Annotated in this window: 24 protein-coding genes; 15 read left to right on the top strand and 9 right to left on the bottom strand. The window is 71.1% G+C overall.

Annotation, left to right across the window (positions count from 1 at the left end; translation table 11 throughout):
- Positions 1 to 39: 39 nt before the first annotated feature.
- Entirely contained in the window at positions 40 to 1,725 is a 1,686-nt protein-coding gene (locus ACGFIW_RS10520) for a GTPase (protein WP_393312684.1), read from the bottom strand.
- Positions 1,722 to 3,545 (bottom strand): ABC transporter, encoded by a 1,824-nt coding sequence (locus ACGFIW_RS10515; RefSeq protein WP_393312682.1) that lies wholly within the window; start codon positions 3,543 to 3,545, stop codon positions 1,722 to 1,724. Before ACGFIW_RS10515 ends, ACGFIW_RS10520 begins: the two co-directional genes overlap by 4 nt.
- Positions 3,546 to 3,765: 220 nt before the next feature.
- Between ACGFIW_RS10515 and dnaK the strand changes: the two genes are divergently transcribed.
- The 5 genes from dnaK (at position 3,766) to ACGFIW_RS10490 (ending at position 8,499) form a co-directional block, all read left to right on the top strand.
- Positions 3,766 to 5,634, top strand: coding sequence for a molecular chaperone DnaK (gene dnaK / locus ACGFIW_RS10510; RefSeq protein ID WP_393312680.1), 1,869 nt, complete (start codon positions 3,766 to 3,768; stop codon positions 5,632 to 5,634).
- Between the two features lie 48 nt (positions 5,635 to 5,682).
- Positions 5,683 to 6,441 (top strand): nucleotide exchange factor GrpE, encoded by a 759-nt coding sequence (gene grpE, locus ACGFIW_RS10505; protein WP_393312678.1) that lies wholly within the window; start codon positions 5,683 to 5,685, stop codon positions 6,439 to 6,441.
- 85 nt (positions 6,442 to 6,526) lie between these two features.
- Positions 6,527 to 7,705: a molecular chaperone DnaJ gene (gene dnaJ / locus ACGFIW_RS10500; protein ID WP_393312676.1), complete on the top strand. Its 1,179-nt coding sequence runs from the start codon at positions 6,527 to 6,529 to the stop codon at positions 7,703 to 7,705.
- A 30-nt stretch (positions 7,706 to 7,735) separates the two neighbouring features.
- Positions 7,736 to 8,176 carry a heat shock protein transcriptional repressor HspR gene (locus ACGFIW_RS10495; protein ID WP_030332087.1) on the top strand — a complete coding sequence of 147 codons (441 nt, stop codon included), beginning with the start codon at positions 7,736 to 7,738 and terminating at the stop codon, positions 8,174 to 8,176.
- Between the two features lie 137 nt (positions 8,177 to 8,313).
- On the top strand, positions 8,314 to 8,499 hold the full coding sequence (locus ACGFIW_RS10490) for a hypothetical protein (protein WP_393312674.1): 186 nt from the start codon (positions 8,314 to 8,316) through the stop codon (positions 8,497 to 8,499).
- Positions 8,500 to 8,602: 103 nt separating this feature from the next.
- Here the strand turns inward: ACGFIW_RS10490 and ACGFIW_RS10485 are convergent, their stop codons facing one another.
- The 4 genes from ACGFIW_RS10485 to ACGFIW_RS10470 all read right to left on the bottom strand — a co-directional run bounded on the left by ACGFIW_RS10485 (position 8,603) and on the right by ACGFIW_RS10470 (position 12,325).
- The gene (locus ACGFIW_RS10485) at positions 8,603 to 9,034 is read right to left on the bottom strand and encodes a hypothetical protein (RefSeq protein WP_357555125.1); all 432 of its coding nucleotides are present in this window, start codon (positions 9,032 to 9,034) and stop codon (positions 8,603 to 8,605) included.
- A gap of 140 nt (positions 9,035 to 9,174) precedes the next feature.
- Positions 9,175 to 10,389: a cation:proton antiporter gene (locus ACGFIW_RS10480; protein WP_393312673.1), complete on the bottom strand. Its 1,215-nt coding sequence runs from the start codon at positions 10,387 to 10,389 to the stop codon at positions 9,175 to 9,177.
- Positions 10,390 to 10,394: 5 nt separating this feature from the next.
- Complete coding sequence (locus tag ACGFIW_RS10475; protein ID WP_357066486.1) at positions 10,395 to 10,895, bottom strand: TrkA C-terminal domain-containing protein; 501 nt, start codon at positions 10,893 to 10,895, stop codon at positions 10,395 to 10,397.
- Between the two features lie 293 nt (positions 10,896 to 11,188).
- On the bottom strand, positions 11,189 to 12,325 hold the full coding sequence (locus tag ACGFIW_RS10470) for an epoxide hydrolase family protein (protein WP_393312672.1): 1,137 nt from the start codon (positions 12,323 to 12,325) through the stop codon (positions 11,189 to 11,191).
- Positions 12,326 to 12,410: 85 nt separating this feature from the next.
- Between ACGFIW_RS10470 and ACGFIW_RS10465 the strand changes: the two genes are divergently transcribed.
- The 9 genes from ACGFIW_RS10465 (at position 12,411) to ACGFIW_RS10425 (ending at position 20,540) form a co-directional block, all read left to right on the top strand.
- Complete coding sequence (locus tag ACGFIW_RS10465) at positions 12,411 to 13,052, top strand: TetR/AcrR family transcriptional regulator (protein WP_393312671.1); 642 nt, start codon at positions 12,411 to 12,413, stop codon at positions 13,050 to 13,052.
- An 86-nt stretch (positions 13,053 to 13,138) separates the two neighbouring features.
- Entirely contained in the window at positions 13,139 to 15,730 is a 2,592-nt protein-coding gene (gene clpB / locus ACGFIW_RS10460; RefSeq protein ID WP_393312669.1) for an ATP-dependent chaperone ClpB, read from the top strand.
- Positions 15,731 to 15,841: 111 nt separating this feature from the next.
- A complete protein-coding gene (locus tag ACGFIW_RS10455) occupies positions 15,842 to 16,222 on the top strand; it encodes a hypothetical protein (protein WP_393312667.1) in 381 nt (126 codons plus the stop codon).
- A gap of 172 nt (positions 16,223 to 16,394) precedes the next feature.
- Complete coding sequence (locus tag ACGFIW_RS10450; protein WP_393312665.1) at positions 16,395 to 17,000, top strand: DUF4178 domain-containing protein; 606 nt, start codon at positions 16,395 to 16,397, stop codon at positions 16,998 to 17,000.
- Between the two features lie 90 nt (positions 17,001 to 17,090).
- On the top strand, positions 17,091 to 17,849 hold the full coding sequence (locus tag ACGFIW_RS10445; protein WP_393312663.1) for a hypothetical protein: 759 nt from the start codon (positions 17,091 to 17,093) through the stop codon (positions 17,847 to 17,849).
- Between the two features lie 72 nt (positions 17,850 to 17,921).
- Positions 17,922 to 18,575, top strand: coding sequence for a hypothetical protein (locus ACGFIW_RS10440; protein ID WP_393312661.1), 654 nt, complete (start codon positions 17,922 to 17,924; stop codon positions 18,573 to 18,575).
- Positions 18,576 to 18,586: 11 nt separating this feature from the next.
- Positions 18,587 to 19,396: an SDR family NAD(P)-dependent oxidoreductase gene (locus ACGFIW_RS10435; protein WP_393312659.1), complete on the top strand. Its 810-nt coding sequence runs from the start codon at positions 18,587 to 18,589 to the stop codon at positions 19,394 to 19,396.
- Positions 19,397 to 19,565: 169 nt separating this feature from the next.
- Positions 19,566 to 20,105 (top strand): orotate phosphoribosyltransferase, encoded by a 540-nt coding sequence (gene pyrE / locus ACGFIW_RS10430; protein ID WP_393312657.1) that lies wholly within the window; start codon positions 19,566 to 19,568, stop codon positions 20,103 to 20,105.
- Positions 20,106 to 20,162: 57 nt separating this feature from the next.
- Positions 20,163 to 20,540: a helix-turn-helix transcriptional regulator gene (locus ACGFIW_RS10425; protein WP_030332125.1), complete on the top strand. Its 378-nt coding sequence runs from the start codon at positions 20,163 to 20,165 to the stop codon at positions 20,538 to 20,540.
- 169 nt (positions 20,541 to 20,709) lie between these two features.
- Here the strand turns inward: ACGFIW_RS10425 and ACGFIW_RS10420 are convergent, their stop codons facing one another.
- The 3 genes from ACGFIW_RS10420 to ACGFIW_RS10410 form a co-directional block, all read right to left on the bottom strand.
- Positions 20,710 to 21,531, bottom strand: coding sequence for a DedA family protein (locus ACGFIW_RS10420; RefSeq protein WP_393312655.1), 822 nt, complete (start codon positions 21,529 to 21,531; stop codon positions 20,710 to 20,712).
- Between the two features lie 132 nt (positions 21,532 to 21,663).
- Positions 21,664 to 23,238 (bottom strand): LPXTG cell wall anchor domain-containing protein, encoded by a 1,575-nt coding sequence (locus tag ACGFIW_RS10415; RefSeq protein WP_393312653.1) that lies wholly within the window; start codon positions 23,236 to 23,238, stop codon positions 21,664 to 21,666.
- Positions 23,239 to 23,382: 144 nt separating this feature from the next.
- On the bottom strand, positions 23,383 to 23,595 hold the full coding sequence (locus ACGFIW_RS10410) for a hypothetical protein (RefSeq protein WP_357555143.1): 213 nt from the start codon (positions 23,593 to 23,595) through the stop codon (positions 23,383 to 23,385).
- A 123-nt stretch (positions 23,596 to 23,718) separates the two neighbouring features.
- On the opposite strand from ACGFIW_RS10410, the gene ACGFIW_RS10405 reads away from it, so the two are divergent.
- Positions 23,719 to 24,102, top strand: coding sequence for a phage holin family protein (locus ACGFIW_RS10405; protein ID WP_357066511.1), 384 nt, complete (start codon positions 23,719 to 23,721; stop codon positions 24,100 to 24,102).
- Positions 24,103 to 24,120: the final 18 nt, after the last annotated feature.

The following is a 24,120-nucleotide window of genomic DNA, read 5'->3' as shown; positions in this document are numbered from 1 at the left end:
CCGGAGCCGATGTAGAGCGGTAGCGAGTCGCGCGGGACGTCAGCGGCGGGCGGCGTCCCGCAGCGCGTCGCGTGCCTGCGCGTACGAGTCGAGCACGGCGCGTACCGGTGTCAGCACGTACTCCTCGCCGACCAGGGCCACCTTCGCGGTCAGCCGCTGCTCGGCGCGGGCCCGAGCGCGTCGGGCCGCCCACCGCACCACCGGCCGGGTCAGCGCCGCCACCAGCAGCCCGGCCAGCAGGCCGCCGAGCAGCAGCAGGGTGGGCAGCGGCACCTGACCGACCATCGGGTTGTCCAGCGCCGGCAGGCCGAGGGCCCGCAGCGCGTAGCCGAGTAGTAACCAGCCGAGGCCGACCACCGCGGCGAGGGTGACCAGCCACTGCACACCGCCGACGAACCGCCACCACAGCGGCCGACGGCCCAGGCCGAGGTCGGTGCCGGCGATCGTGCGGTCGAGGGCGTCCGGCAGGTCGCCCAGGCGGGACCGGGCGGCCGAGGTCACCGCGCCGGGCCAGGCGGCGGGCAGGTCGGCGGCGGCCCGGTCGGCGACCGCGCGGATCGCGAGGCCCAGGGCCGAGCGTTGGGCGGCCGATGGTTCCGGGACCGAGGTGGCCGCGACCAGGCTCTCCGCCGGGTCGGCCCGGTCGCCGGTCGGGCCGGGCAGGTGCAGCCGGCGCAGCGGGTCGGGTCGCAGCCGCCGCCAGCCCCGGACCACGGGCCAGCCGGTGGCCGTGCCGGCACGATGCCGGTACGCCTGCTCCACCGCCTCGGTGACCGCGGACACGCCGGCCGCCGCGGCCAACGCCCGGTTGAGCCCGTCGAGCGTCGAGTCGTCCGGGCCACCCGCCGGTCGGGCGGAGCCGACCAGCTCGTCCAACCCGGCCACGACCGTGTCGACGTCACCCGCGAGCCGACGCAGTGCGGCCTGCCGCTCGGCGACCGTACGCTCCAGCGCCCCGCGCAGCCCCACCATGCCGGGCGGGTCGATGGCGGTCGTCGCCAGCAGCGGCACACCGGTCAGCCCGTCCGTGTCGAGCAGCCGGCGCAGATCGTCCAAGACCCGGGGCACCTCGGCCGGGGACAGCCGGTCGGCCTGGTTGAGCACGACAAGCGTGACGTCCCGATGCCTGTGGAACTCGCGCAGATAGCTGTCGTGGATGACCCGGTCGGCGTACTTCTGTGGATCGACGACCCAGACCACCTGGTCGACCAGGCCGAGAAGCCGGTCCACCTCCAGGCGGTGGGATCGCTGCACCGAGTCGAAGTCGGGCAGGTCGAGCAGGATCAGCCCGTGCAGTGCCGTCTCGTCGTCCCCGTCCAGGGCGCTCTCCCGCACGAAGCGGTGTCGGGGCAGCACGCCGATCCAGTCGAGCAGACGGGTGGCGCCCTCCAACGGCCCCCACACGCAGGCGTGGGTGACGCCGGTGGTCGGCCGGCGCACCCCGACCGGCGAGAGCTCCAACTGGGCCAACGCGTTGAAGAGGCTGGACTTGCCACTGCCGGTGGCGCCGGCCAACGCGACCACCGTGTGGTCCCGGGACAGCGCCAGCCGGGTGCCGGCCCGCTCGACCAGGGTGTGCGCGGGCACCAGCTCGGCGTCGGGCAGCAGGCCGTCCACCGCGGTCAGGAAGCGGCGTACCGCGTCCAGGCGGGCGACAAGCGCGTCGGCATCGACCCGCTGGTCACCGCGGAACGCCTCGCGTACCCGGCCGGTGATGTTGGTCACCGGGCGCTCCCCTCGTCGCCGCCCGCGGACAGGCCGCTGCGGTGCCGGGCCAGCTCGACCCGACCGGCGGCCCGGCGCAGACAGTCGCCGGCGTCCGCGGCGGGGCGGGCGTCGGCGGTGCGGGTGAGGAATCGGGCGGCCTCCGCGTCGAGCAGCGTCCGCACCCGGGCCAGCAGGTCGGTGCGGGCCTTGGCGGCCAGGGTACGCACGGCCTGGTCGCCGAAGATCGCCTGGAGCACGGCCTGCGCGGCGACGGTGGTGCCGGCGCCGGTGGCCAGCTCCAGCCCGGTCGGGATGAACGCGGTGGAGGCGAAGACGGCGATCATCACGGCCAACCCGGTGGCGTTGACCGCGTACGCGGCGGTGCGGGCCACGAACCGCTTGTCCCCGCCCTCGACCCGGACCAGCTCCAGCACCCCGCGCTGCCAGTCGCGGACCATCCGTTCGGCGTGCTCCGGGAGGTCGTCGCTCGGGTGGGCGAGCGCCGGATCGAGCAGCCCGGAGCCCGCCGGATGCGCCTTCCACCCCGTGTACGCGGATTCGGCTGCCTCCGAGGACACGCCGCGCAGCAGCGTGACCAGCTGCGACTCGATGGCGTTGCGCAGCTCGACGGCGGGTGCCGGGCGGCCGGTGACGGCGGCGACGACCCGGTCCCGGAGGCGACCGATCCGTGCCTCCAGAGTGCGGAAGAACTCCCCGGTGCCGACGAACTCCTGCCAGCGGGCGAGCACCTCACCCCGGAGCAGTCGGCCGTCCTGGAGCCCCTGCTCGACGGTGCGTTCGGCACCCCGGTACGCGGCCCGGACCCGTTCGTCCAGCTCGGCGGCGGCGGTGACCTGCTGGTCGGCGGCGTCGGCCAGCTCCTCGACGGTGGGGTGGAGCGCGGCCAGCGCACCGTCCAGGGTCTGGCGGACCACGGCCGAGCGGGCTTCCGCGTCGCCGGCCAGTCGGGCGAACCAGTCGGCCAGCGCCGCGGTCACGCCCTCGGGCAGCAGCCCCTGACCGTCGACCCAGGTCTCCGGCAACACGAACAGCGGCGCCCGGCCGAGATCCTGTTCGGCGAGCATCTCGGCCAGGTGCGCGGAGATCTCGTCGGTGGCCTCGGCGGGCACCCGGTCCAGCACCATGGCGATCACCGCGCCGCGCGCCCGGGCGCTGCGCAGCAGCTCCCACGGCACCGCGTCGGCGTACCGGGCGGCGGTGGTGACGAAGAGCCAGAGGTCGGCGGCGGCGAGCAGTTGGGTGGCGAGTGCCCGGTTGGCGTCGACCACCGAGTCGATGTCGGGCGCGTCGAGGAAGGCCAACCCGGCGGGCAGGGCGGGCGCGGTGACGAGGTGCAGGGCGCGCGGATCGTCGCTCGGCTCGGTGGTGCGGGTCAGGCCGGGCAGCAGGTCACCCTGCCGAAACCACGCCGCGTCGGACGGGTTGCACACCAGCACCGGGGAGCGGGTGGTCGGCCGGAGCACGCCGGCGGCGCTGACCCGGGCCTTGACCAGGCTGTTGACAAGTGTCGACTTGCCCGCGCCGGTGGAGCCGCCGACCACCACGAGCAGTGGGGCGTCCAGCCGGGCGAGCCGGGGCAGCAGGTAGTCGTCGAGTTGGTCGGTGAGGGCGGCGGCGGTGTGCCGGGCGGAGCCGGCGGAGGGCAGTGCGAGTGGAAACCGGGTCGCACCTATCGCCTCCCGGAGGCCCGACAGAGCACCGGGGAGGCTGTCGTCCCCGGTGGTGGCGGGCGGCTCCTCCGCGGTGTCCGGCGGGCCGGTGCGGGCTGCGACGGCGGGCGCGCCGGAACGGGTGGCGGAATCGCCGTGCGTCGTCACCGCTAAAGCGTGCCCGACCGATGCAAGGGAAGACAACCGGACGGTAGTAATGGCTGAGTTGCGTCGGGTTGACTCAACCCGACTTGACGATTCGCCAACGCGTGGCACTATTGAGTCAAGTTCACTCAACTTGTGGTGGGGCCCGCTGCGGGCGGTGCTCGCCAGGCAGCCGCGGGCGATGCCCGTCACCTGCACAACCTTACGAAGCGAGGAAGCGAAGATGGCACGTGCGGTCGGTATCGACCTCGGCACGACGAACTCCTGCGTCAGCGTTCTCGAGGGTGGTGAACCCACCGTCATCGCCAACGCTGAGGGGTCGCGGACGACCCCGTCGATCGTCGCGTTCGCCCGCAACGGCGAGGTGCTCGTTGGTGAGGTCGCCAAGCGCCAGGCGGTGACCAACCCGGACCGGACGATCCGGTCGGTCAAGCGCGAGGTCGGCACGAACTGGTCCGTCGACATCGACGGCAAGAAGTACACCCCGCAGGAGATCTCGGCCCGGACGCTGATGAAGCTCAAGCGGGACGCGGAGGCGTACCTGGGTGAGCAGATCACCGACGCGGTGATCACCGTCCCGGCCTACTTCAACGACAGCCAGCGCCAGGCCACCAAGGAGGCCGGTGAGATCGCCGGCTTCAACGTGCTGCGGATCGTCAACGAGCCGACCGCGGCCGCCCTGGCGTACGGGCTGGACAAGGGCTCCAAGGAGCAGACCGTCCTGGTCTTCGACCTCGGCGGCGGCACCTTCGACGTGTCGCTGCTGGAGCTGGCCGAGGGCGTCATCGAGGTCAAGTCGACGAGTGGTGACAACCACCTCGGTGGCGACGACTGGGACCAGCGGATCATCGACCACCTGGTCAAGACGTTCCGTGGTGAGCACGGCATCGACCTCGGTCAGGACAAGATGGCCCTCCAGCGCCTCCGCGAGGCCGCCGAGAAGGCCAAGATCGAGCTGTCCGCCGCCACCACCACCAACATCAACCTGCCGTACATCACCGCCGGTGCGGCCGGCCCGCTGCACCTCGACGTGACGCTCAGCCGCGCCGAGTTCCAGCGGATGACGCAGGATCTGCTGGACCGCTGCAAGGGCCCGTTCGAGCAGGCCGTGAAGGACGCCGGGATCAAGATCTCCGACGTCGAGCACGTCATCCTGGTCGGCGGTTCGACCCGGATGCCCGCCGTGACCGACCTGGTCAAGCAGCTCACCGGCCGCGACCCCAACAAGGGCGTCAACCCGGACGAGGTCGTCGCCGTCGGCGCCGCCCTCCAGGCCGGTGTGCTCAAGGGTGAGGTCAAGGACGTCCTGCTGCTCGACGTGACCCCGCTGAGCCTGGGCATCGAGACCAAGGGCGGCATCTTCACCAAGCTGATCGAGCGCAACACCACCATCCCGACCAAGCGCTCCGAGGTCTTCACCACGGCGGACGACAACCAGCCGTCGGTGCTGATCCAGGTGTTCCAGGGTGAGCGGGAGATCGCGGCCTACAACAAGAAGCTCGGCACCTTCGAGCTGACCGGCCTCCCGCCGGCGCCGCGCGGTGTGCCGCAGATCGAGGTCGCCTTCGACATCGACGCCAACGGCATCGTCAACGTGCACGCCAAGGACCTGGGCACCGGCAAGGAACAGAAGATGACGATCACCGGCGGCTCCTCGCTGCCGAAGGACGACATCGAGCGGATGCGCCGGGACGCCGAGGAGCACGCGGAGGAGGACAAGCGCCGCCGCGACGACGCCGAGACCCGCAACGTGGCCGAGGCGCTCCAGTGGCAGACCGAGAAGTTCCTCGCCGAGAGCGGCGACAAGCTGCCCGGTGAGAACCGGGAGCAGCTCAACGAGGCGCTCGGTGAGCTGCGGGGCGCCCTCGGCGGTCAGGACATCGAGAAGATCAAGTCCGCGCACGAGAAGCTGGCGCAGGTCTCCCAGCAGGCCGGTTCGCTGCTCTACTCGCAGCAGGCCGAGCAGGGTCAGCAGCCGGGTGGCGAGCCCGGTCCGGGTGCGGCCGGCGCGACCGGTGCGACCGGCGCGCAGGCCGGTGGGGCCGACGACGTGGTCGACGCGGAGATCGTGGACGAGGACGGCAAGAAGTGACGGTCGGTCTCCGACACGTATCCACGGCGAAGGGGATGAGGTAGCCGCATGACGCAGAAGCCACGAGCCGCCGACCCGGACGACACCGGGTCGACGCCGGGTGGCTCCGCGCCCACGGAGCCGACCACCGGCGACGGGGAGCGGGTCGTCATCCGCAACAGACGCAAGCTCGTCGACACGGCGGAGCCGGAGGGCACCGCCGCCGACGCGGAGACCGGTGTGCCGGCCGAGGGCCTGGTCGAGGACGCCGAGGTCGTGGTCGACGAGATCGAGGTCGAGGTCAACTCCACCGACGGACCGGAGCCCTCCGGTCCACCGGTGGTGGACGCCCCGGCACAGCCGGTCGACGGCGGCGGCACGGGCACGTCGCTCGGCGCCGAGCTGGAGGCACTCCGGGCCGAGTTGGACGAGCGGACCAGAGACCTGCAGCGGGTGTCGGCGGAGTACGCCAACTACCGCAAGCGGGTCGACCGCGACCGCAACCTGGTGCAGGAGCAGGCGACCGGCTCGGTGCTGGCCGCGCTGCTGCCGATCCTCGACGACCTGGACCGGGCTCGGGAACACGGCGACCTGGTCGGACCGTTCGGCACGGTGGCGGAACAACTCACCACCGCACTTGGCAAGTTCGGCCTGAACGCCTTCGGCGAGCAGGGCGACGCGTTCGACCCGACCCGCCACGAGGCGGTCGCGCACCAGACCTCGGCCGAGGTCAGCGAGCCGACCTGCGTCCAGGTGATGCGACGCGGCTACCAGCTCGGTGAGCGGCTGCTGCGCCCCGCGCTGGTCGCGGTCGCGGACCCGGAATAGTGCGAAACAGTGACCGTGCCGTCCCGCCCACCGTGCAACGGTGGGCGGGACGGCCGGGCCGCGACTGTCGAAAGGGGGTGGACCGGTGAGTTCCAAGGACTGGATCGAGAAGGACTTCTACGCCGTGCTCGGCGTGGACAAGGCCGCCTCCGCGGACGACATCAAGAAGGCGTACCGCAAGGTGGCCCGGGAATCGCACCCGGACCACAACCCGGGCGACGCCAAGGCGGAGGAGCGGTTCAAGGCCGCGTCCGAGGCGTACAACGTGCTGTCGGACTCCGGCCGCCGCCGCGAGTACGACGAGATGCGCTCGCTGTTCGGCTCGGGCGCGTTCCGGCGTAACGCCCGTGGGGAGGGTCAGCCGGGCGGCATGCCGTTCGACGTGTCCGACATGTTCGGCGGCGGGGGCGGCGACCGCCGCTTCGGAGGCGCCGGCTTCCAGGACCTGTTCAGCTCGATCTTCACCGGCGGCCAGGGCGGTGGGCAGGCGGCGCCGCGCGGTCCGGCCCGCGGTCGGGACGTGGAGACCGAGGTGGCACTGGACTTCGGCGACGCGGTGCGCGGGGTGACGCTGCCCCTGACGCTGCGCGCGCCCGGAGTCTGCGACACCTGCCATGGCAACGGGGCCAAGCCCGGCACTCAGCCGCGTACCTGCCCGGTCTGCCACGGTGCCGGCGTGACCACCCGCAACCAGGGCTCGTTCAGCTTCTCCGAGCCGTGCCGCAACTGCCAGGGCGTCGGCACGGTGGTCGAGGAGAAGTGCCCCGAGTGCCACGGCAGCGGCGGTGTCACCAAGACCCGCACCATGAACGTGCGCTTCCCGGCCGGCGTGGCCGACGGCCAGCGCATCCGGTTGGCCGGGCGCGGTGAGCCGGGCGAGCGCGGCGGCCCGGCCGGCGACCTGTTCGTGCACGTCAAGGTTCGACCGGACGAGCTGTTCGGGCGTACCGGTGACGACCTGACGCTGAGCGTGCCGGTCACCTTCGCGGAGGCCGTGCTCGGCACGGACCTGCGGGTGCCCACGCTCGACGGCGCGGTGACCCTGCGGGTTCCCCCGGGGACGCCGAGCGGGCGGGTGCTGCGCGCCCGCGGCAAGGGTGTGGTCCGCCGCGACGGACAGGCCGGTGATCTGCTTGTCACGTTGGACGTGGCGGTGCCGGCCCGGTTGTCCGACGAGGCGCGGGCGGCGCTTGAGGCGTTCGCCGAGCAGAGCCCGCCGGCAGCCCGGGAACATCTCGACGCGCGGGTGCGTCGAGTCAGCTAGTCCGGTGGAAGGGACGCGGAGGTGAGCGGCATGTCGGGCGAGTTCCTCGGTTCGGGTGACCCTGCCTACGAGGCCAAGGTGCTGATGATCTCGGTTGCGGCGCGGATGGCGGGAATGCATCCGCAGACCCTGCGCCAGTACGACCGACTGGGGCTGGTGCAGCCTGGCCGGGCCGCCGGCGGCGGTCGCCGGTACAGCGTCCGCGACGTGGTGCTGCTCCGCGAGGTGCAGCGGCTCAGTCAGGACGACGGGATCAACCTTGCCGGCGTCAAGCGGATCATCGGGCTGGAGCGGCTGTTGGAGCAGGCGCAGCAGCGGGTGGCCCGCCTGGAGGCGGAGCTGGATGCCGCGTACCGGCGGGTGGCCGAGCTGGAATCACTCGCCCGATTCCCGGGACGGGACCTGGTGCCGACCAATCGCACGTCCACCGCGCTTGTGGTGTGGCGACCCCGCCGTACTCCCGATCGTTGACCTGACGCCCACCGCAGATCCGTCTCCTCGGCCCGGACCGCACCGGATTCCCCGGTGCGGTCCGGGCCGTTTCGGTTAGCCTGTGAATACGGGTCCAATCGGCTATTTCGGGCCTACCGGCATGGCGAGGGGGAGCGATGGCGGAACCGGCGAAGAAGGTGGCCGAGCAGACGGAGGAGCGGCTGGAAAGCCTGGCCGAAACCGTCCGCAAGAAGTTCGACAAGGTGACCGAGGGGACCTATCGGGACCGGGTCGTCGGCGGCCGGTTCGCCGAGCGGGGCGACGACAAGGGTCGACCCGAAACCGAACGCAAGCAGGACTGACCGGCGACCGACGGGCGGGCCGGGACCCACGGGGGGTCCCGGCCCGCCCCTGGTTACCGAGTGCGGGCCGGGACGCGGGTGACGCCGGGGCGGCGGTCGCAGTTCAGCCGAGGCGGCGGTTCTCGCGGACCAGGCCGCCCTCGCACCAGTCGCGGTAGACGAAGAGATCCGGTCGGGCCAGCAGCACCCGCCCGTTGTGCGCCCAGATCTTCATCAGCTCGTCGCCGTCGCGCTCGGCCTGCTCGACGAGCTTGCGGAAGCGGCGCTTGGGGTGGGCGCGGAAGTTCGTCCGGATGCCGTCGGCCGCGTAGATGTAGAGGCAGTGCAGGGCGAAACGCCGGGCCGGGCAGGTCGGGTCCATCGCCAACTCGAAGAGTGTCAACACCAGCCGGTCGCCGGAGACCAACAGGTCCCAGTCGGGTGGCATCGAAGCCAACGGCACCGAATCAGGCTTGTACGCCCACGCTCGCAACTCCGCCGGACTCGGATCGACGGGGTTGGCGAAGCCGCGGAACGTCGACTCCTGCACGCTCACCGGCCAACCTTCCACGCTCTCGCCCGCGTTTGGCAACGCTGCCTACGGACCTTGGCTGCTGGGGCGAAACGGTAACCCGCCGTCGGGTGCTGCGGTAGTAGCCGCGAGGAGCAATTCCGCAACCGTTGGCATGGGCGGGTTCACTGCAGTGAGTCGACGACCGGGGTCCGCTCCCGCCGTTGGGCCGCCGCGCGGTTACGCAGCCACCGCTTGAACCACGGGAAGTCCGGCAGCCGGGCGAGGATCGGTCCGGTCACCACGGTGATCAGGACGTACGTCGCGGCCAGCGCCGCCAACCGAGGCTCGACGCTCCCGGCGGCCACCGCGAGCCCGGCGATGACGATGGAGAACTCACCCCGGGGTACGAGTGCCAGGCCGGCCCGCCATCGACCGGGTTCCGCGATGCCGACCCGGCGGGCCGCGAGGTAACCGGTGAGCGTCTTCGTCGCCATCGTGACCACGGCCAACGCGAGCGCCGGCAGCAGCACCGGCGGGATGTCCCGTGGGTCGGTGACCAGGCCGAAGAAGACGAAGAACACGGCGGCGAACAGGTCCCGCAGTGGGGAGAGCAACTCGGTCGCGTGGTGCGCCACCGGACCGGAGAGCGCGATGCCAACCAGGAACGCGCCCACCGCCGCCGACACCTGGAGCTTCGCCGCGAGGCCGGCGATCAGCAGGGTCAGACCGAGTACGCCGAGCAGCAGCGCCTCCGGATCCTTCGCCGACAGGGCAGAGGAGATGAGGTGGCCGTAGCGGATGGCGACGACAAGCACGAGCAGCACGGTGCCCACCGCGACGGCGAGGGCGATGCCGCCGCCGAGCAGGCCGGTGCCGGCCAGGACGGCGGTGACGAGCGGCAGGTAGAGCGCCATCGCCAGGTCCTCGATCACCAGGACCGAGAGGATCACCGGAGTTTCCCGGTTACCGAGTCGTCCCAGATCGGCGAGAACCTTGGCGATGACGCCGGAGGAGGAGACCCAGGTGATGCCGCCGAGCACCAGGGCGGCCACCCAGTCCCAGCCGAGCAGCAGGGCGAACGCCGCGCCGGGCAGCGCGTTGAACAGGCCGTCGATCAGCCCCGCCGGGGCCGCCGAGCGGAGGTTGCCGACGAGTTCGTTGGCCGAGTATTCGAGGCCGAGCATCACCAGCAGCAGGATGACGCCGATCTCGGCGCCAACGGCGAAGAACTCCTCGCTGGCGGCGAGCGGAAGCAGCCCGCCGTGCCCGAACGCGAGCCCGGCCAGCAGGTAGAGAGGGATGGGTGAGAGACCTACCCGGCGGCTGAGCCGGCCGAGGACACCGAGCAACAGCAGCAGCGCGCCGACTTCGACGAGCAGTGTGGTGGAGTCGTGCATCCGCCTCAGCCGTCCGGGTCACTGTCGGCGAGGATGGCGGACACGCCGTCGAGACCCCTGCGGGTCCCGACAACGACCACCACATCGCCGGCCGCGAAGCGGAAGGAGGGGAGTGGCGAGACGATCACTTCGCCTTCGCGCAGCACCGCCACGATGGAGGCGCTGGTGCGGGTGCGCGCCTTGGTGTCGGCGAGCTTCCGGTTGACGTACGGCGAGCCGGCCGTGATGGCGATCTGCTCGGTGAGCAGACCGGCGGCCTGCTCGCGCAGCCCGGAGAGTTGGCCGAGCATCAGCGACGCGCCGAGGATGTCGGCCAGAGCCTCAGCCTCGTCGTCGGTCAGCGGGATGTCCGCCTGGCAGGAGTCGGGATCGTCGGGATCGTACAGAACGAGATCACGGCGGCCATTGCGGTGGGAGACAACGCCCAGGCGGCGTCCGGACTCCGTCACCAGATCGTGACGTACCCCGATCCCGGGTAGGGCGGTCTGCTCGACACGTACTCGCACACACCAAGGCTACCGCTTGGTTAACAAACCGCAGATCTTGGAGCGAGCACGCCCGGCCGCCGAGCTAACCGTGATCGACTCGGTTTTCATGATGTCGCGGTGTCCTAGCGGTCCGCATACGCCGATTTCCTGAAAGCCGAGTGGATCAACCGCTCCGGGGCCGGGGCGAGGCCGAGGCAAGGGCCGGGGCAGGCCGGGCTGGGGCAAGGCCGGGCCGGGGCCGCGGTAGAGGCCGGACGCGTCGGCGCCCGCCCCCGGTGCGAGCGGGGCGGGCACCCCTGGCGACGCGATGGTCAGCGGAGGCTGGCGAAGAACTCGCGGATGTCGGTGACCAGGACGTCGGTGGCCTGGTGGGCGGCGTAGTGGCCGCCGACGTCACCGCGGCCCTCGATGTCCGTCTGGTAGGCCGTCCAGCGGACGATGTTCGCGTGGTCCCGCTCGGCGAATCGGCGGATGGACTGGAAGTCGCCGGGGAACATGGCCAGCGCGGTCGGCGCGGTGGTCGGCCCGGTCGGCTGCTGGTCGGCGTGGGCGTCCTCCCAGTAGAACCGGATCGCCGACGCGGCCGTGCCGGTGAACCAGTAGAGGGCCACGTTGGCCAGGACGAAGTCCGCGTCCAGGCTCTCGTCGAAGAGTTGGGCGTTCCAGGCGAGCAGCCCGACCGGGGAGTCGGCCAGCGCGTACGCCAGGGTCTGCGGTTGCTGGCTGTGCACCTGGTTGAAGGAGAACTTGTTCTCGTAGAACCACTGGAGGTGCGCGAGCGCCGCCTGGTCCGCCTCGGACAGGTCGGCGAACTCGGCCGGGTCGCCCGAGGGGAACGAGAAGAGCTGGGTGACGTGCACGCCGAGCACGTGCTCCGGATCGATCCGGCCCAGCTCCGGTGCGATCATCGAGCCGGCGTCGTTGCCGATTGCGCCGTAGCTGTCGTACCCCAGGCGGTTCATCAGCTCGGCCCAGGCGCGGGCGGTGCGGTGTCGGTTCCAGCCGGCGCTGCGGGTGGGCCCGGAGAAACCGAAGCCGGGCAGCGACGGGATGACCAGGTGGAAGGCCGGTGCGGCCGGGTCGCTGGGCTCGGTGAGCGGGGCGATCACGTCCAGGTATTCCAGGACCGAGCCGGGCCAGCCGTGGGTGAGCACCAGGGCGGTGGCGTCCGGCCGGGAGGACCGGACGTGCAGGAAGTGGATCTGCTCGCCCTCGATCTCGGTGACGAACTGGGGGTGGGCGTTCAGCCGGGCCTCGACGGCCCGCCAGTCGAAACCGTCGCGCCACCGGTCGGCGAGGGCGCGCACCCGATCGGTGCTCATCCCGTAGGTGTCGCCGGTGCCGGGCAGGTCGGCGGGCCAGTTCGTGCGGCCGAGCCGGGCGGCCAGGTCGTCGAGGGCGGTCTGCGGGATCTCGGCGCGGAACGGGCGGATCGCGGTGCCGGTCATCTCGGAACTCCTTCGGAACGGAATGTTTCGTTCTGCAATCAGAGTAGCAGACCGGAACGATCCGTTCCACTGGTAGGCTGAGGTCATGCCAACTTCCGGAAAAGCGCTGGCCGGCCGCCGCGCCCAGGCCGCCCGCAACGACGAGGTCATCCTCGAAGCCGCGCGGGCGGTCTTCCTCGACGACCCGAAGGCGCCGATCGCCGCCGTCGCCGAACGCGCGGGCGTCGGCATCAGCGCGCTCTACCGGCGGTACGCGGGCAAGGAGGACCTGTTGCGGCAGCTCTGCCACGACGGGCTGCGCCGGTACGTGGCCGAGGCCGAGTCGGCCCTCGCCGAGCCGGACGACTGGGCCGCGTTCACGGGGTTCCTGACCCGGGTGGTCGACGCCGACGTGCACTCGCTCACCGTCCATCTGGCCGGCACCTTCACGCCGACCGAGGAGATGGGGCGGGACGCGGTGCGTGCCGGCGAGTTGGCCGCCGCCCTGTTCGAGCGGGCCCGCGCGAGTGGGCGGTTGCGCCCCGACGCGGTCGTACACGATCTGGGGTTGCTGTTGGAGTCGTGTGCGGCGGTGCGCGTACCGGATGTGGAGCGGACCGGGCAGTTGCGCCGCCGGCAGCTCGCGGTGCTGCTGGCCGGCCTCTCGACGGTGTCGGACGCGGACCCGCTGCCCGGCCCGCCCCCGGCCGCCGGGGAGTTCGACTGGCGGTGGCGCCGTCGGGCGTGATGGGCGTCACAGCGCTAAGGTTGAGTGGAATACGCTCAACTCTGGTTGTGTCCTTCTCAGTGGACAACGCCGATCCGGGGGAGCCCATGAACACCGAAAAACTCACCACCAAGAGCCGCGAGACCATCACGGGCGCCGTCGCGCTGGCCAACCAGCGTGGCCATGCCACCGTGGAGCCCTGGCACCTGCTGCTGTCCCTGCTGGACACCGAGGGCTCGACCGCCACCGGCCTGTTGCGCGCCGTCGGGGCCGACCCCGCCGAGCTGCGCCGGGCCGCCCAGCGCGCGGTCGACGCCCTGCCGGCCGCCCGCGGTTCGAGCATCGCCGAGCCGACGTTGGCTCGCGAGTTCGTCAACGCCATCGGCGCCGCCGAGCAGATCGCCCGGCCGCTGGGCGACGAGTACACCTCCACCGAGCACCTGCTCGCCGGTCTCGCACGGGTCGGCGGCGCGGTGTCCGACCCGATGAAGGCGGCCGGCGCCACCGAGGAGGCCCTGGTCGCGGCCTTCCCGACCGTTCGCGGTGGGGACCGCCGGGTCACCACCGCCGACCCGGAGCAGACCTACCAGGCCCTGACCAAGTACGGCGTCGACCTCACCACCAGCGCCCGGGACGGAAAGATCGACCCGGTCATCGGCCGGGACTCCGAGATCCGTCGGGTCATCCAGGTGCTCTCCCGGCGTACGAAGAACAACCCGGTGCTGATCGGCGAGCCCGGCGTCGGCAAGACCGCGATCGTCGAGGGCCTCGCCCAGCGGATCGTCACCGGTGACGTGCCCGAGTCGCTGCGCGACAAGAAGCTGATCTCGCTGGACCTCGGCGCGATGGTCGCCGGCGCACAGTACCGGGGCCAGTTCGAGGAGCGGCTGAAGTCCGTCCTGGAGGAGATCAAGAACTCCAACGGGCAGGTCATCACGTTCCTCGACGAGCTGCACACAGTCGTCGGTGCCGGCAAGGGCGAGGGCTCGATGGACGCCGGCAACATGCTCAAGCCGATGCTGGCCCGCGGCGAGCTGCGGATGGTGGGCGCGACCACGCTTGACGAGTACCGCGAGCACATCGAGAAGGACCCGGCGCTGGAGCGTCGTTTCCAGCCGGTGCTCGTCGGCGAGCCGACGATCGAGGACACCATCGGCATCCTGCGCGGCCTCAAGGAGCGCTACGAGGTGCACCACGGCGTACGGATCACCGACGCCGCACTGGTTGCCGCCGCGACCCTGTCGGATCGCTACATCACCGACCGGTTCCTGCCGGACAAGGCGATCGACCTGGTCGACGAGTCCGCGTCCCGACTCCGGATGGAGATCGACTCCCGTCCGGTCGAGGTGGACGAGATTGAGCGGGCGGTCCGCCGGTTGGAGATCGAGGAGATGGCCCTGGCGAAGGAGCCGGACGCCGCCTCCGCCGAGCGGTTGGAGCGGCTGCGCAAGGAGTTGGCCGACAAGCACGAGCAGCTCACCGTGCTCTCCGAGCGCTGGCAGACCGAGAAGAGCCACATCACCAAGCTCTCCACCGCCAAGGAGGAGTTGGAGCGTCTCGGCGGCGAGGCCGAACGGGCCGAGCGCGACGGTGAGTTGGAGCGCGCCGCCGAGCTGCGCTACGGCCGGATCCCCGCACTCCGGGTCGAGCTGAAGCAGGCCGAGGAGGAGCTGGCCCAGCTCCAGGCCGACGGCGCGATGCTCAAGGAGGAGGTCGGCGCGGACGACATCGCCGCGGTGGTCGCCTCCTGGACCGGCATCCCCGCCGGCCGGCTGCTGGAAGGCGAGACGGCCAAGCTGCTGCGGATGGAGGAGTCGCTGGGCGGCCGGGTGGTCGGCCAGGCCGAGGCGGTCGGGGCGGTCTCCGACGCGGTACGCCGCGCGCGGGCCGGTATCGCCGACCCGGATCGCCCGACCGGCAGCTTCCTCTTCCTCGGCCCCACCGGTGTCGGCAAGACGGAGCTGGCCAAGGCCCTCGCCGAGTTTCTCTTCGACGACGAGCGGGCGATGGTCCGCATCGACATGAGCGAGTACGGCGAGAAGCACTCGGTCGCCCGACTGGTGGGCGCCCCGCCGGGCTACGTCGGCTACAACGAGGGTGGTCAGCTCACCGAGGCGGTGCGGCGTCGGCCGTACTCGGTGATCCTGCTCGACGAGGTGGAGAAGGCCCACCCGGACGTCTTCGACGTGCTGCTCCAGGTGCTCGACGACGGCCGGCTCACCGACGGCCAGGGCCGTACCGTCGACTTCCGCAACGCGATCCTGATCCTCACGTCCAACCTCGGGTCGTCGGTGATCGGTGACCTGACGCTCGCCGACGAGCAGCGCCGCGAGGGTGTGCTCGCCGTGGTCCGGTCGCACTTCAAGCCGGAGTTCCTCAACCGGCTGGACGACATCGTGGTCTTCGCCTCGCTGCGCGGGGACGATCTGCGGGCCATCGTCGACATCCAGTTGGACCGCATGCGGCGGCGACTGGCCGACCGCAGGCTCGGCCTGGACATCACCGAGTCCGCCCGGACCTGGCTGGCCGAGCACGGCTACGACCCGATCTACGGCGCCCGCCCACTGCGGCGGCTGGTCCAGACCGCAATCGGAGACCAGCTGGCGAAGGCCCTGCTGTCCGGCCAGATCCGAGACGGCCAAACGGTGAAGGTGGACCAGAACCCCCAAACCAACACCCTGTCGGTAACCCCCGCCTGACGCTTCCCCGCGCGTTGATCATGGAGTTGTTGCCGGGCTGCACGACGTGTCGGGGCAATAACTTCATGATCAGCGGGGTCGAAGCGGGGTGGGTGGGGAAAGAGTGGGGGCATGTTTGGGATGGGGAAGAAATGGGAGCGGGAACTTGGTGCGGCTGTCGACACACTGGTCGCGGCTGACACGCTCGCCTTCGGTGGGGTCGGCATCGCCGGGGCCCTGCTGCCGGTGACGGAGGCGTACGAGCGGGTTTCCGCAGCCGTCGACGACCACCCCGAGGAGGTCCGTCGGCAACTCGACCGGGTGCTGGCCGACGGTACGCCCGCCGGCCGAGCGTACGCGGCCACGCTGCTGGAACGGGTCGACCCGACGGCGGCTCGGGCGGCCTGGACGGCTCTGCGGGACGACCCGAGCGAGTTCACCACCTTCGTCGGCTGCGTGCTGGGCCGCGAGACCCTTGGCGCCTACGCCAGCCAGCGGCTCGCCACACTTTGATCCATCTGCGGACACGGGCGAACCAGCGCCCACCCGGCCGTCCACAGTGCGATCGTGCACAACAGGCGACGCCACGGCTGCCGTCGGTAGCTGAGCTGTCGGTCACGGTACGGGTCCCACCGGAGCCGAGGATTGTTACCGTCTGCGCCGAGGTACCTGGGGAGATGGTCGGGTGGGCAGGTCAGTGACGTACCTGGTGGTGGCGCTTACCGTACTCGCGGTGGTCGTCATCGTGATCGTCGTGCGGATCCGGCGGTCGGCGACGGCCCGGTCCGGCGGGCGGTCGTCGGACGCCCGGCCGGCGGAGCCACCGCGTGGCGATCCGCTCCGTCTGGGCCTGGGCGACCGCGTGCGGATCCGCGAGCGGGAGTACGCCGTGAGCGGCACCATCCGCCTGGTCGAGGGGGCCTGGAGTTGGGTGCAGCACCTGCTCGACGACGGGTCCGGCACCCGCTACCGGCTCTCCGTGGAGAACGGCCCCGAACTGGAGTTGGTGCTCTGGACGGCCGAGCCGGGCGCGAGCGTGACCCCGGGTGCCCCGACCATCGACCTCGGTCGGCGGCGCTACACCTGGGCCGAGACGGGGCAGGCGCGCTACACCGCCACCGAGGAGACCGGACTGCCGGCGGCGGGCACGATGCGCTACCACGACTACCAGTCCGGCGGCACCGCGCGGCTCTCCTTCGAGGCGTACAGCGAGGAGGGTTGGCGGGTGGCCCGCGGCGACCTGCTCGCCCCCGCCGACCTGACGATCCTTCCCAGATCCGGGGAGCGCTGAGCCGATGGCGGGTGGGCGCGCCGGCTCACCACGGCATGCCGAAACGGCCGGTTGCCGATACGGTGTGGGCGATCTGAGGGAAGGAGAATCATGGTCGATTCCCAGAGCACGCCGGCCCGTCAGCGGCCATCAGTTGTGTCGATTTCCAGTTACCTGCTCTTCCTGTTCCTGGCGCTCCAGGTGATCACGCTGATCATCTCGCTCACCACCTTCGGCAAGACGCGTGACGCGCTCCGCGCCGCGTACGAGGGCAGCAGCACCGACGGCGACCAGGTGGCCGACGTCTTCGTCGCCATCGGCCTGGGCGGCGGCGTCCTGCTGCTGCTGCTCGCGGTGGCGCTGGGCGTGCTGGCCCTGTTCAACAACCAGGGCCGCAACGGCGCCCGGATCACCACCTGGATCGTCGGCGGCATCATGGTCTGCTGCGTGGGCGGTGGCCTGCTCAGCAACGCGGGCGGCGGTTTCAACACCGGTGGCGGCACCGGCGACGGTCCCAGCCCGGAGGAGATCCAGCGCCGCCTGGAGGAGGCCCTGCCCTCCTGGGTGACCCCGGTCAGCCTGCTGCTCGGTGTGCTCAGCCTGATCGCGCTGGTCACGGCGCTGGTCCTGCTGGCGCTGCCGAAGGCCAACCCGTTCTTCCGCAAGGCCACCACGGCCTGGGAGCCGCCGGCACCGGGTGCCAGCTACCCGGGCAACCCGCAGGTCCCGGGTCAGCCCGGCTACCCGCAGTCGTCCGGTGAGCCGGGCTATCCGTCGAGTGGGGAGCCGAACTACCCGCCGGCGGCGGGTCGGCCGGACGACACGCCGCCCGCGGACCGGCCCGGGTCAACCCCACCGTCGACGAGTTGACCGCCAGATAAGCACGACGCCGACGATCCCTCCGAGTAGGTTGCAACCCGACGCCTACCGGAGGGATTCGTCGTGTCGTACCCCGAATCGGCACCGGCCCGCCGGCCCGCCATCGTCCTGATCGCCGCGTCCGTGCTGTGGGTGATGGCGGTGGCCTCGCTCGCGTACACCGTGGTCGACCTGCTGGTGCTGGGCGGGACCGTCGACGCGTTCCGCTCCGCCGCCCGCGACACCGCGGCGAGCCCGGAGCAGATCGACGACGTGGTGACCCTGCTTCGCGCGTCCTGTGTGCTGTCGGCGGTGCTGGCGGCGCTGTCCGTGCCGGTGCTCGCCGGTCTGGCCCTCGGGCTCGTGGCGGCCCGCAACGGTGCCCGCGTGGCCACCTGGGTGATCAGTGGACTCGGCGTGCTCGGTGGCTGTTGCAGCGTGGCGGTGCTCGTCGGTGAACGGGCCGCGCCACTGCAGTTGGGTGCCGACGACCAGTCTCTCGCCGAGTTGTTGGGCCTGGTCGGCGACGCGTACCCGTCCTGGTGGATCCCGCTCAACGCCGGGCTTTCCATCGGGCAGGTGCTCGGTTACCTTGTAGTAGCCGTGCTGCTGGCCCTGCCCGCGGCGAACGCCTGGTTCGGTCACCGCCGCTCGACCGCGCCGACTCCACCATCCGCACCACCCGCGTTCACGTCCGCCCCACCGGCGCCGCCCGCGCCTCCGTACCCGCCCAGGTGAGGAACCGCCCCGTGCCGCTCGACCCCACGACTGCCGAGCGTCGAGCACTCATCACCGGGGCCACCGCCGGCATCGGTGCGGCGTTCGCCCGGAGGCTGACCGCCGACGGTTGGCACCTGGTGCTTGTCGCCCGCGACGCGGCCCGGTTGGCGGAGATGGCCGCCGAGGTGAGTGCCACCCACGGTCACGAGGCGGAGACGATCGCGGCGGATCTGTCCACCGACGACGGGTGCGCCATCGTGGAGCGACGGCTCACCGACGGCGGCCCGGTGCACCTCCTGATCAACAATGCCGGGGTCAGCCTCAACAAACCGTTCCTGCGCTCGACCGCGGAGGACGAGGCGCGCCTGCTGCGGCTCAACGTGCACGCGGTCATGCGGCTGACCCTGGCGGCGTTGCAACCGATGACCGAACGCCGAAATGGGGCAGTGATAAATGTCTCTTCGGTTGCCGGGTTCGGCACGACGATGCCCGGTTCGACGTACTCGGCCAGCAAGGCATGGGTCACCAACTTCAGTGAGTCAGTTGGTTTGTCGGCGCGGCCGTTCGGTGTCCGGGTGATGGCCCTCTGCCCCGGCTACACCCGCACGGAGTTCCATCAACGGGCCGGCATCAACATGTCCAAGACGCCCGGGTGGATGTGGCTGCGGGCCGAGGACGTGGTCGACGAAGCCCTGCGTGACCTGGGCAAAGGCAAGATGGTCAGTGTCCCGGCCTGGAAGTACAAGGTGGCCGTCGCAGGCATGCGGCATGCGCCACGTCGGCTGGTCGAGTTGATCGCCCGGGACACGCGCGGCCGGATCGGCCGCGACGAGCACTGAGCCCCGACCGGCCCACCGGCCCCCGGTCGTCGTTGCCGAGGCGTTGGCGCGCCGCTATCAGGCCAGTCGCTGAGGGTAGTCGAACATTGCCAACCATCGGTCCCTCACCGGGCTGATCAGGGTGGACCCCGCACACGCCGTCCAGACTTGCGCAGTAACCTCTATCGCCATGGGGGACCACGACGACCTGCGCAAATTCATTACCGACCTGGCCGTGGTCCACGGGCGGGTCGTGCTCTCCTCGGGACGTGAGGCAGACTGGTACGTGGATCTGCGGCGCGTCACGCTCCATCACCAGGCCGCTCCTCTGGTCGGCCGGGTGTTGCTCGACCTCACCGCCGACTGGGATTACGCCGCGGTCGGTGGCCTCACCCTGGGCGCGGACCCGATCGCGCTGTCGATGCTGCACGCCGCCGCTCCGACCGGCCGGGCCCTGGACGCCTTCGTGGTGCGCAAGGCGGGCAAGGCACACGGTCTGCAGCGACGGATCGAGGGACCGGAGGTGGCCGGCCGCCGGGTGTTGGCGGTGGAAGACACGTCCACGACGGGCGGAAGTGTGTTGACCGCTGTCGAGGCGCTTCGCGAGGCCGGGGCGGAAGTCGTGGGCGTGGCGGTTATTGTTGATCGAGGGGCCGGCGACGCGGTGCGAGCCGCCGGATTGCCTTACCGGGCAGCCTATACGTTGGCTGACCTCGGCCTTGTGGCGTAAAAGTTTGCCGATTCGGATCTGCTGATATGCAGGCGGATCGATGCTGCTGGTGGAAGGATGGAATACGTGGGAACTGCGTTGGCCGAAATGACTATGCCTCAGATCTCGCCGCTTAACGGCGAGCCGATCGAACGTGCCGATGCCGAGCGTCTCGCCGGGGTCCTCAAGGCCCTTGCGGATCCTGCTCGGCTGCGGCTGCTCAGCCTGATCCAGTCGGCCCCAGAGGGCGAGGCGTGCGTCTGTGACCTGACGGCGCCGCTCGGCCTCTCTCAGCCGACGGTCAGTCATCACCTGCGTATCCTCACCGAGGCGGGCTTGCTGCAGCGGGAGAAGCGCGGTGTCTGGGCGTACTACAGCCTCGTCCCGAGTGCGATCGCGACGATCGCCGACCTGCTGACCCCGCCGCGTAAGCGGGCCACCAAGAAGGCCCGCTGACGTAGGCGCTGCACGCCGTCCCGCGTCGGGACGGCGTCCGGTGGCGAGCCAGGGGTGGCGCCACCGGTGGGTAACACCTGCTCGTCCCCGGCCGCACCGCCGGAGGTCGGGCCCGACATGCCGACGGCCGACCCCCTCGCCAGGGGGCCGGCCGTCGTCGTACGCGGGTTCAGCGGTCCTGGCCGTGCTCCGGGCGCCGCCGGTCGTGCTCGTGCCGCTCGTGGTCGAACGCCTCGCGAGCCGCCTCCACCGCACCGGCGGCGCTGGCCGCCGCGACCACCGCGACCGCCTCGCCGCGCTTACGAGCGCGCCGGTCGCGAAGGAACTCGAAGAAGATCGGCAACACCGAGATCAGGATGATCAGGGCGACCACCGGCAGGATGTAACGGTCGATCTTGTCGCCGATGGCGTCGTAGATCTGCTCCGCGAGCAGGTAGCCGATCAGCAGGATGCCGTCCACCCAGAGCACCGCGCCGACGATGTTCCAGAGCAGGAACGTCCGGGCCGGCATGCCGAGCGCTCCCGCGACCGGGTTGAGGAACGTGCGGACGATCGGAATGAAGCGCGCCAGCACCACGGCCTTTGCCGGGCCGAACTTCTCGAAGTAGTACTCGGCCTTCTCCACGTACTCCTTCTTGAAGAGCCGGGAGTTTGGCCGTTCGAACATCGGCCGGCCATACCGGGCGCCGAGCCAGTGCCCCAGTTGGGCGCCGATGATCGCGCAGATCGGCCCGCCGATCAGCAGGCCGGCCAGGTTGAGGCGGGTGCCGTCGCCGAAGATCGCGTCCGCCACCGGTGACGCGGCGACGCCGGCGAGGAACAGCAGCGAGTCGCCCGGGAAGAAGAAGCCCACCAGCAGGCCGGTCTCGGCGAAGAGGATCACCCACACACCGATCAGCCCGAAGGTTTGCAGGAGCTCCTTGGGATCGAGCGGGTTCAGGGCGACGCTCTCCACGAGAGCGCGAGTCGTCTCAGCTGTGTCCACGGCCACAAAGGGTACCGAAGTCCAGGTCTGGTGCCGCGCCGGACCGGCCCGCACCACCCGCCCGCGACGTGCGAGGCCCCGACGACGGTGCCCCGCCGACCGGGGTGGTCGGCGGGGCACCGGTGGTGCGGGGTGGGATCAGGCGACGAAGCGGGAGGTGCGCCGCCGGGCGAGCAGACAGACGGCCACCCCGGCGACGAGCAGCAGAGCACCGATGCCGGCGACCGGGCCGGTGGGGTGACCAGTGACGGGCAGTGACCCACCGCCACCGCCAGCACCGCCATCGTTGCCCTCACCCTGGCCGCCGCCACCGCCACCGCTCTGAGCCGCGTTGACCACGATCGTGGCCCTGTCGTTGGCCGGTCTGATGTCGTCCTCGAAGGTGCCGCCGCCGGGGCATTCGCAGGGCGCGTTGACCAGGACCGTGCCCCGGGAGTGGGGGACGACCCTGTCGATGCGCAGCCGGAAATCCATGGTGTAGGTCTTCCCGGCCACCAGGAGCATCTCGGAGGCGCACTGGTACGTCCGGGTGCCCGGCCGCAGTTGGCAGCCCGCGGGAACCCCGACGGCAGTGGTGCCGGGCGGCAGTTCGACGACCGTGTGGGTGGCGGCCTCCCCGTCCGCGTTCACCTTGTCGAGCGTCGCCGGGCCGTTGTTCCGGAATCCGACGGTCGCCGTGACGACGGCACCGGCCCGGCCCCTGAGCGTGTCGCCGATCGCCGCGAGGTCGGTGCCGTTCCTGCCGGCGACCGTGATGGTCCAACCCGTGTAGTCGTAGCCCGGACCGACGTCGGTCTGGTCGGCCTGTCGCACCCGGTTGGACGCCTCGGTGAGGGTCAGCTTCGGACCGTTGCCACCCGTGGCAGCTCGGCCGCCGACGGCTTCCCGTACGCGGGTCAGGTCTTCGAAGTCGGCCCTGGTCATGAACTCGGCGGAGCCGCCCTGGTTGCTGGGGGCGTAGGTGTCCCTCGCGAGTTCGAGGTTCAGCGTCGTGGACACCCCCTCGCCCACCGGAATCTCCTCGTCGAACTCGCAGGAGACCAGGTGGTCGCCGGAGTAGAGGCAGTTGCTGAACCGGTCCCTGGCCCGAACCGAGTACGAGAGCTCGAAGACTGCGACGAAGCCCCTGATGGTCTGCTTGCCGGCGTTGGAGACGGCCAGCGGCACGCTGACCTTTCCACCAGGCCGGGAGGAGTGGGTGGTGAACGGCCCGCCGGCCAGGTCCACCCCCTCGCCGACGCGGACCCGCGAGGTGTGGCTGCCCCGCTGCCCGCCAGCGGCCTGGAAGCTGACCACGACGTCACCAGAGTCGCCGAGCTGCGCGCCCGGGGTGGCGGCCATGTTCACCCGCCCGGTCACGCCGCGGTAGATCCCGCTGCCGAGAGGCGGCAGCTCGCTGAGGGAGACGCCGAAGCGCTCCTCGCAGACGAGAACGCCGGGCTCCGGTGCGGCACACTCCTGCCCATCGGCGGGGGCGATGGTGATCTTGCTGGCGAGGGAGCGGTAGTCGTACCGCACGGAGACCTCGTTGAGGGTCGTCGGCTCGTCGGCGTACAGGAGCAGGCGGGTGGTCTTCGTCGAGCCGGCGGCCAGGGTGGTGTCCTGGAAGTAGGGCTCGATGTCGGCAGCGGCGACGGCCGGGGTGGCGGAGGCCGCGACCAACGCGCCCGCGAGGCCGAGCCCAGCCAGACAGCGGAGCGAATGCTTGAGCATGGGTCCTCCCGTGGAATGCAGGTGGCGCCCGTCCAACCTAGGCAGACCCCGGCTCCTCCGGCAGCCCTGTCAGATTGATGACTGTCTAACGAACCGAAAGGCTGACCAGCTCAGTCGCAACGGGCGGCCGACCCTCCCGACGGGTCAGCGGTAGTCGTCCTCGTCGCCGGTCACCACCCGGGCCTGCTCCATCGCGTCCCAGTCGTCGACCTCCAACCCGCGCTGCGGCGTACCGTCGACGTCGACGGGGCCGGCCACTGTCGCCTGCTCGACGGCGTCCGCCGGCTCCGCCTCGGGGTCGCGTTCGTCCGGGGCGAGGTGGTCGCCGGGGGTGAAGTCCTCATCGGGCTGACCCATCGTCTCTCCCGGGGGTCTCGGGGCACGGTTCCCACCCACCGTACGGGCTGGACGGGCCCCGTGCCCGGAAGCGGAGTGGCGGAATCAGCCCTCGCGGACGCGACCCGGTGCCAGGATGGTGCCGTGGGCTTCCTCATCCGATTGGCGATCACCGCGATCGCGTTGTGGATAACCACGCTCATCGTGCCCGGGGTCGACGTGCACGGCCGCTCCGGCGGCAACACCGTGCTCACCCTGATCGTGGTGGCACTGATCTTCGGTGTGATCAACGCGGTGCTCAAACCGATCATCCGGGTGGTCGGCTGCGTGTTCTACCTGCTGACCCTCGGCCTGTTCGCGCTTGTGGTCAACGCGTTGCTGTTCCTGCTCACCGACCGGATCGCCCGAGGGCTCGACCTGCCGTTCCAGGTGGACGGCTTCTGGGCGGCATTCTGGGGAGCCATCGTGATGACAGTGGTCACCTGGCTGATCAGCGTCATCGTGCCGGACAACCTGGACCGGCGGTGAACGGCTAGCACCCGGGTC

The sequence above is a fragment of the Micromonospora sp. NPDC048935 genome, from assembly GCF_043197875.1.
In the GTDB taxonomy this organism is placed as follows: domain Bacteria; phylum Actinomycetota; class Actinomycetes; order Mycobacteriales; family Micromonosporaceae; genus Micromonospora.
The sequence above is the reverse complement of the archived record's forward strand: the minus strand, read 5'-3'. Positions and strand labels throughout refer to the sequence as shown.